This is a genomic window from Acinetobacter sp. UBA3461 (assembly GCF_002381195.1).
Lineage (GTDB): Bacteria > Pseudomonadota > Gammaproteobacteria > Pseudomonadales > Moraxellaceae > Acinetobacter > Acinetobacter schindleri.
This window is the reverse complement of record NZ_DFRO01000016.1, coordinates 37,961-44,670: the sequence shown is the minus strand read 5'-3', so window position 1 is coordinate 44,670 and position 6,710 is coordinate 37,961. Positions and strand designations below refer to the sequence as shown.

The window sequence follows — 6,710 nt, the reverse complement described above, 5'->3', positions numbered from 1 at the left end:
ACATAGCGATGCACTTTTGCAGGATGCATAGACAGGACTTCTGACAGCTCTTTTAACATCATCGGTGCATTATGTTCAGTCAATGCATCGAGTACAGTTAATCCTACTTCTAGAGACTGCACTCCTCCCTGTAATTTTTCTTCCTCAACGCTCATCGTTTCATCCTGCATATACGCATTAATTTTCATGGCTCTATAAAACCATTGTACTACTGAAATCAAAAATCTTGCTCAACCAAATCTGATTCCAGATTCAGATCATAACTTCATTTTAACAAATTTACATTATTCATAATCAAATTATTTATTGCGTAATTTAAAAATATAAGTATGATTCTGTATAGAACTTAAATTTTCCACGGAAAGGATTCATATTTATGACGACACGTTTAAAGTCATTTGTCGACATCGCTCCTGATTCAGATTTCCCTTTAGAAAACCTGCCTTATGGTATTTTCAGTGATGAGCAAAACGCCCAACCACGTGCTGGGGTCGCACTTGGAGAATGGGTGATTGACTTGGCAGCATTGGAAGCAAAAAGTTATTTAAAGCTGGAACAAGGTCAGCAATTTTTTAATCAGCCAACCTTGAATGCTTTTATTGAGTCGGGTAAAGCCAACTGGTCTAAAGTACGTACGGAATTACAAAAGTTACTCTCAGCGGATCATGCCGAATTGCGTGACAATCAGACACTTCGTGATCAGGTTTTCTTTAAACAGTCAGATGTCAAAATGCATCTACCGGTGCTTATCCCGGGCTATACTGATTTCTATTCGTCCAAAGAACATGCCACCAATGTTGGCTGTATGTTCCGTGATCCGAAAAATGCACTGTTAGCCAACTGGTCAGAACTTCCGGTCGGTTATAACGGTCGTGCCAGCTCCGTAATTGTCAGCGGTACAGAGATCGTGCGTCCATCTGGACAAATCAAATTACCGGATTCTGATCGCCCAGTATTTTCAGCCTGCCGCAAGCTCGACTTCGAACTGGAAACCGGTTTTATTATCGGCAAGTCAAGTCATCTGGGTGAGCCAATTGCGATTGAAAATGCCTGGGACCATATTTTTGGTATGGTGCTATTTAATGACTGGTCGGCGCGCGATTTACAGCAATGGGAATATGTGCCCCTAGGCCCATTCAATGCCAAAACTTTCGCTTCTTCGATCTCGCCATGGATCGTGACTTTAGAAGCACTTGAACCGTTTAAAACCAGTTCACCAGTTCAAGATCCCAAACCTCTGACTTATCTGCGTGAAGACAATGGCAGCAATAGCTATGACATCAATCTGTCTGTCGAAATCCAGCCTGAACATTCAGATCAAGCAGATGTGATCTGTGAAACCAATTTCAAATATATGTACTGGTCAATGGCACAGCAGTTGGCTCATCACACCATTGCCGGCTGTAATGTGCAGGTCGGTGATCTGATGGGTTCAGGTACGATTTCCGGCCCTACACCAGATTCTTATGGTTCATTACTGGAAATCACCTGGAATGCCACCAAGCCACTTACCTTGTCGAATGGTGAACAGCGCACTTTCATTCAGGACGGCGACACCGTAATCATGAAAGGCCATTGTGAAAAAGATGGTTTGCGTATCGGTTTCGGTGCTGTGAGCGGCAAAATTCTGCCAGCGATTGATTTCGGTTTTAATGAATAAGCTGGAGTGAAATCATGACCATGAAACTATATACCTATTTTCGCAGTTCAGCCGCTTATCGGGTTCGTATTGCACTCCACCTGAAAGGACTCGAAGCAAAACATATTCCGGTTCATCTAGTGAACAATGGTGGCGAACAGCATAGTGAAACGTTTCGTCAGGTCAATCCCGGTGAGCTGGTGCCTGCGTTGATTGAAGATGATTTCACGCTGACCCAATCGCTCAGCATGATTGAATATCTGGAAGAAAAATTTCCCGAGACTCCCCTGTTGCCCAAGAATTTGCAACAGCGTGCGCTGATTCGGGCCTTTAGTCTGAATATTGCCTGTGACATTCATCCATTAAATAACCTACGTGTACTTCAGTACCTGACTAAAACCCTGACTGCCAGCGATGAACAGAAAAACGAATGGTACAGACACTGGGTCACTACCGGCTTAAAAGCACTTGAAGCTCAATTAACACATTCAAATGGACAATTCTGTTTTGGAGATCAGCCGAGCCTTGCAGATTGCTGTCTGATTCCACAAGTATATAACGCCAAACGTTTCAATATCGATCTTTCAGATTTCCCAAAAATTGAATCGATTTATACCCATTGCAATTCACTGGACGCTTTTCAAAAGGCTGCACCCGAAGCACAACTGGATGCAGCATAAGAACATATAAGGATATAACCATGACCATTCAAATCGAAAAAATTCACCATGTCGCCTACCGCTGTAAAGATGCCAAAGAGACCGTGGAATGGTACAAAAAAAATCTGAACATGGACTTTATTCTGGCTTTTGCCGAGGATCATGTGCCATCTACCAAGGCTTTCGACCCGTATATGCATCTGTTTCTGGACGCAGGTAATGGCAATGTCTTGGCCTTCTTTGAACTGCCAACCCAACCGGAAATGGGCCGTGATGAAAATACCCCGAAATGGGTACAGCACATTGCCTTAAAAGTGAAGGATCGTCAGGCATTAGTTCAGGCCAAAGAACATTTGGAAGCCAATGGCGTAGATGTACTGGGCATTACCAATCATGGCATTTTTCATTCGATTTACTTCTTCGATCCAAATGGTCATCGTCTGGAATTGGCTTATGATGATGAAAAAGCACACCAGAAAATTGCCATGATTACCGAAGCAATGAAGTATGACATGCTGGAACAATGGAGCAAAACCAAACGCGCACCTTCACATACACACTTCTTGCATGCGGATGAATTAGACCAGAGCGCTCGCGAAGCCAAGATGGATGCTTAAATTTTTAAAGGAAGGGATTTCTGATGAATAAAGTCGTTGCGAATGCTCAGGAAGCTTTAGTAGATATCGTGGCAGATCATCAAACACTGGCGGTCGGTGGATTTGGTTTATGCGGCATTCCTGAAGCACTCATAGAAGCCTTAAAAAATACCGGTGTCACCGGCCTCACCTGTATTTCTAATAATGCGGGGGTGGATGACTTTGGTTTAGGTAAATTGTTGCGGACCAAGCAGATCAAAAAAATGATTTCTTCTTATGTCGGTGAAAATAAGGAATTTGAACGTCAATATTTAAATGGTGAGCTGGAAGTAGAGCTGACACCCCAAGGAACACTGGCAGAAAAACTGCGTGCGGGCGGTGCTGGAATTCCCGCTTTCTACACCCAAACAGGCGTTGGCACATTGGTTGCTGAAGGCAAAGAAGTCCGTGAATTTGAGGGTAAAGAATTTATTCTGGAAAAGTCATTAACCGCAGATGTGGCACTGGTCAAAGCCTATAAAGCAGACAAGGCCGGCAACCTGGTCTTCCGTAAAACTGCACGTAATTTCAATCCTGAATGCGCCATGGCCGGGAAAATCACTGTGGCTGAAGTTGAACAAATCGTAGAGATTGGTGAACTTGATCCCGATGATATCCATCTGCCTGGAATCTATGTGAATCGAATTGTCGTTAATGCTTCACCAGAAAAACGCATTGAACAGATGACCTTAAAGGCGGGAGCATAATCATGGCTTGGACTCGAAATCAAATGGCTCAACGTGCAGCACAGGAACTTGAAGATGGGTTCTATATCAATCTTGGTATCGGCTTGCCAACACTGGTGGCCAACTATATTCCGGACAATGTCAACGTCTGGCTCCAGTCTGAAAATGGCCTGTTAGGCATTGATGAATTTCCAACTGTAGAAACCGTTGATGCAGACCTAATTAATGCAGGTAAACAGACGGTGACTGCCCGTAAAGGTGCTGCCTTCTTTTCCAGTGCGGATTCCTTTGCCATGATTCGCGGTGGGCATGTCAATATTGCGATTCTGGGAGCAATGGAAGTTTCCGAAACGGGTGATCTGGCAAACTGGATGATTCCAGGCAAGAAAGTCAAAGGTATGGGCGGTGCCATGGATCTGGTAGCCGGTGTGCAGAAAGTCGTAGTCCTAATGGAACACACGGCTAAAGATGGTACCTCGAAAATCGTTCCTCAATGTACTTTACCGCTAACAGGTAAAGGTGTGGTCAACCGGATTATCACTGATCTCGGCGTTATGGATATTACTTCAAGAGGAATAGTCTTAATAGAACTGGCTCAAGATGTCACCCTTGAGCAGATCAAAGCTGCAACTGGGGTGGAGATGATTACGGATGCACTTGAAGCTGCCTGATCTGCTTCTACTGGATAATCAAAGCAGCAAAAGCTGCTTTGATTATCTTCTGAAATACTGCTTTCGCATCGTAATTATACCGAAGATAAAGCATATTTTTCTATAATATTCATACTCTTGCCGTATAATTTTAAAAATCACAATAAAATCTTATGAATGTAATTCCCCTTATTTGATCAAATAAAATTATCTTTATTTCTATTCAAATAAGTTTGCAGAAAAACTATTTTTTTTCGGTTTATTATTTTTCATTAAGCTCAATAAAACTTATAAAATTTAAGATTCAGAACTACTTTCACACTAATTTATATTTAAAGTGATCACTAAAGATAATGATGATAATAAAATTTTAATTAGTAGAAAAAATACTTAATAAAAAAGCCACTTATATAAGTGGCTTTTTTATAAGAAGAATTTTGGTGGAGGTGGCGGGAGTTGAACCCGCGTCCGCCAACATTACGCTCGAGAATACTACATGCTTAGATATCGTCTATTGATTTAGCTCTTTGTGACCCGACGAACAGGGTACAAATCGCGATCCTTTAAGATTTAGTACGAAACCCCAAGGCTTGATTTCATACGGACTTGTGTGCGTTCGCTTCAGTCGGGACCCCTAACCACAAGTATTCAGGGATGCGGACAAGCTGCCCTTAGGCAGCTAGAGCGTAAGTTTCGTCGTTTGCGACTATTAAAATGCAAATTTTATTTACGAGAGAAAATGCGCTCTCGGCATGCATCTATGAGTTTCATCATCAGCGTCGAAGCCAAGAACACCCCCAAAGTACAGAGCAATCATAGCATAACTGGTAAAAAATACGATGCATTTTCTACACAAATACACTTTTGAATGCGCCTGATTACATAATTGCGCTAATATTTAAAAATTCAAGTCAGTATTTAAAAAAATTATGAGCTATTTATTGGCCCTCGATCAGGGAACGACGTCTAGTCGTGCAATTATTTTTAATGAACATGGACAGGTTCAAGCGACAGCTCAAAAAGAAACACATATTCAAACTCCTCGTTCGGGTTGGGTCGAGCAAGATGCCTTAGAAATTTGGACTACCCAAATTGGTGTCGTTCAGCAAGCGATCGCTTCTGCGGGAGTTCTAGCAAAAGACATTAAAGCGATTGGACTCACCAATCAGCGTGAAACGACTGTTGTGTGGGATCGCCGTAATGGAAAGCCTCTTGCGCCGGCTATTATCTGGCAGGACCGCCGTGCGACAGAGTGGTGTAATCAGCTGATTCAGCAAGGCCTGATGGATCAGGTACAACAAACAACCGGTCTACGCATTGACCCCTATTTCAGTGCCGGAAAGCTGGTCTGGTTATTAGAAAATACTGAGGGTTTACGCGCATTGGCAGAACAAGGACATGTCGCTTTTGGCACCATCGATAGCTGGCTGATCTGGAACCTGACCCAAGGCGCTGAACATGTCATTGAAGCCAGTAATGCTTCCCGTACCATGCTAATGAATCTGCAAACTCAAAGTTGGGATGAAGGCCTACTGGATCTGTTTAATATTCCAGCTGCAGTCCTGCCAAGAATCATCAGCTCCGATTGCCATATTGCAGATACGGCACCTGGTTTATTAGGTGCTACCATTCCTATTACAGGTATTCTGGGCGACCAACAATCTGCCCTGTTTGGCCAATCCTGTTTTGAACCCGGTATGGCAAAAAACACTTATGGAACCGGCTGTTTTATGCTGTTTAATACTGGTCATGATATTCAACTGAGTCAGAACAAGCTGCTTTCTACACTTGCCTGGCAAGCACAGGGTCAGATGACCTACGCACTGGAAGGCAGTATCTTTATGGCGGGTGCGGTGGTGCAATGGTTACGGGATGGTCTGGGGATTATTCAAAAAAGTTCAGATGTAGAAAAACTGGCCTGTAAAGTTCCAGATACAGACGGCGTAGTTTTGGTACCTGCCTTTACTGGTCTCGGTGCACCGCACTGGGACAGTGAAGCACGTGCTTTACTTTGTGGGATGTCACGCGGTACCAATAAGTCCCATATTGCACGTGCTGCTTTAGAATCTATAGCCTTTCAAGTATCCGATATTCTAACTGCAATGCAATCTGATATTGCTCATCCTTTAAAAGAACTCCGTGTCGATGGGGGTGCAAGTTCAAATGATATGCTGATGCAGTTCCAGGCAGATCTGCTGAATGTCCCTGTGCTACGTCCCAAAATGCTGGAATCCACCGCTTGGGGAGCAGCAGCGATGGCCGGTTTAAAGTCCGGAGTTTTTTCCAGCCTGGATGAGATTACCCAGTCCTGGCAACTGGATCAGGCCTTTGAACCAAAAATGCAAAATGATGAACGTGAAGCACACTTGGCCAAATGGAAAAATGCCTTAAAACGGGCCAAATCAGATTTATAAGCTATAAAAAACCGCTGAATATTCAGC

General features: G+C 43.3%; 7 protein-coding genes and 1 other RNA gene. 6 read left to right on the top strand and 2 right to left on the bottom strand.

Annotation, left to right across the window (positions count from 1 at the left end):
* Window positions 1–188, bottom strand: a 188-nt coding sequence (locus B3D47_RS02755) for a helix-turn-helix domain-containing protein (RefSeq protein WP_286859817.1), incomplete at its 3' end; no start/stop codon positions are given.
* A gap of 188 nt (window positions 189–376) precedes the next feature.
* On the opposite strand from B3D47_RS02755, the gene fahA reads away from it, so the two are divergent.
* The 5 genes from fahA to B3D47_RS02730 are packed head-to-tail and all read left to right on the top strand — an operon-like array spanning window position 377 to window position 4,290.
* Window positions 377–1,660: a fumarylacetoacetase gene (gene fahA, locus B3D47_RS02750; protein ID WP_286859815.1), complete on the top strand. Its 1,284-nt coding sequence runs from the start codon at window positions 377–379 to the stop codon at window positions 1,658–1,660.
* Window positions 1,661–1,680: 20 nt separating this feature from the next.
* Window positions 1,681–2,319 (top strand): maleylacetoacetate isomerase, encoded by a 639-nt coding sequence (maiA, locus tag B3D47_RS02745; RefSeq protein WP_286859891.1) that lies wholly within the window; start codon window positions 1,681–1,683, stop codon window positions 2,317–2,319.
* Window positions 2,320–2,339: 20 nt separating this feature from the next.
* Entirely contained in the window at window positions 2,340–2,915 is a 576-nt protein-coding gene (locus B3D47_RS02740; RefSeq protein WP_004893350.1) for a VOC family protein, read from the top strand.
* Between the two features lie 23 nt (window positions 2,916–2,938).
* Window positions 2,939–3,640 carry a CoA transferase subunit A gene (locus tag B3D47_RS02735; protein WP_004811035.1) on the top strand — a complete coding sequence of 234 codons (702 nt, stop codon included), beginning with the start codon at window positions 2,939–2,941 and terminating at the stop codon, window positions 3,638–3,640.
* Window positions 3,641–3,642: 2 nt separating this feature from the next.
* Complete coding sequence (locus B3D47_RS02730; RefSeq protein ID WP_286859812.1) at window positions 3,643–4,290, top strand: CoA transferase subunit B; 648 nt, start codon at window positions 3,643–3,645, stop codon at window positions 4,288–4,290.
* A gap of 417 nt (window positions 4,291–4,707) precedes the next feature.
* Here the strand turns inward: B3D47_RS02730 and ssrA are convergent.
* Window positions 4,708–5,068: a transfer-messenger RNA gene (ssrA, locus tag B3D47_RS02725) on the bottom strand.
* A 130-nt stretch (window positions 5,069–5,198) separates the two neighbouring features.
* On the opposite strand from ssrA, the gene glpK reads away from it, so the two are divergent.
* Window positions 5,199–6,683, top strand: a complete 1,485-nt coding sequence (gene glpK, locus B3D47_RS02720) for a glycerol kinase GlpK (RefSeq protein ID WP_286859810.1) — start codon at window positions 5,199–5,201, stop codon at window positions 6,681–6,683.
* Window positions 6,684–6,710: the final 27 nt, after the last annotated feature.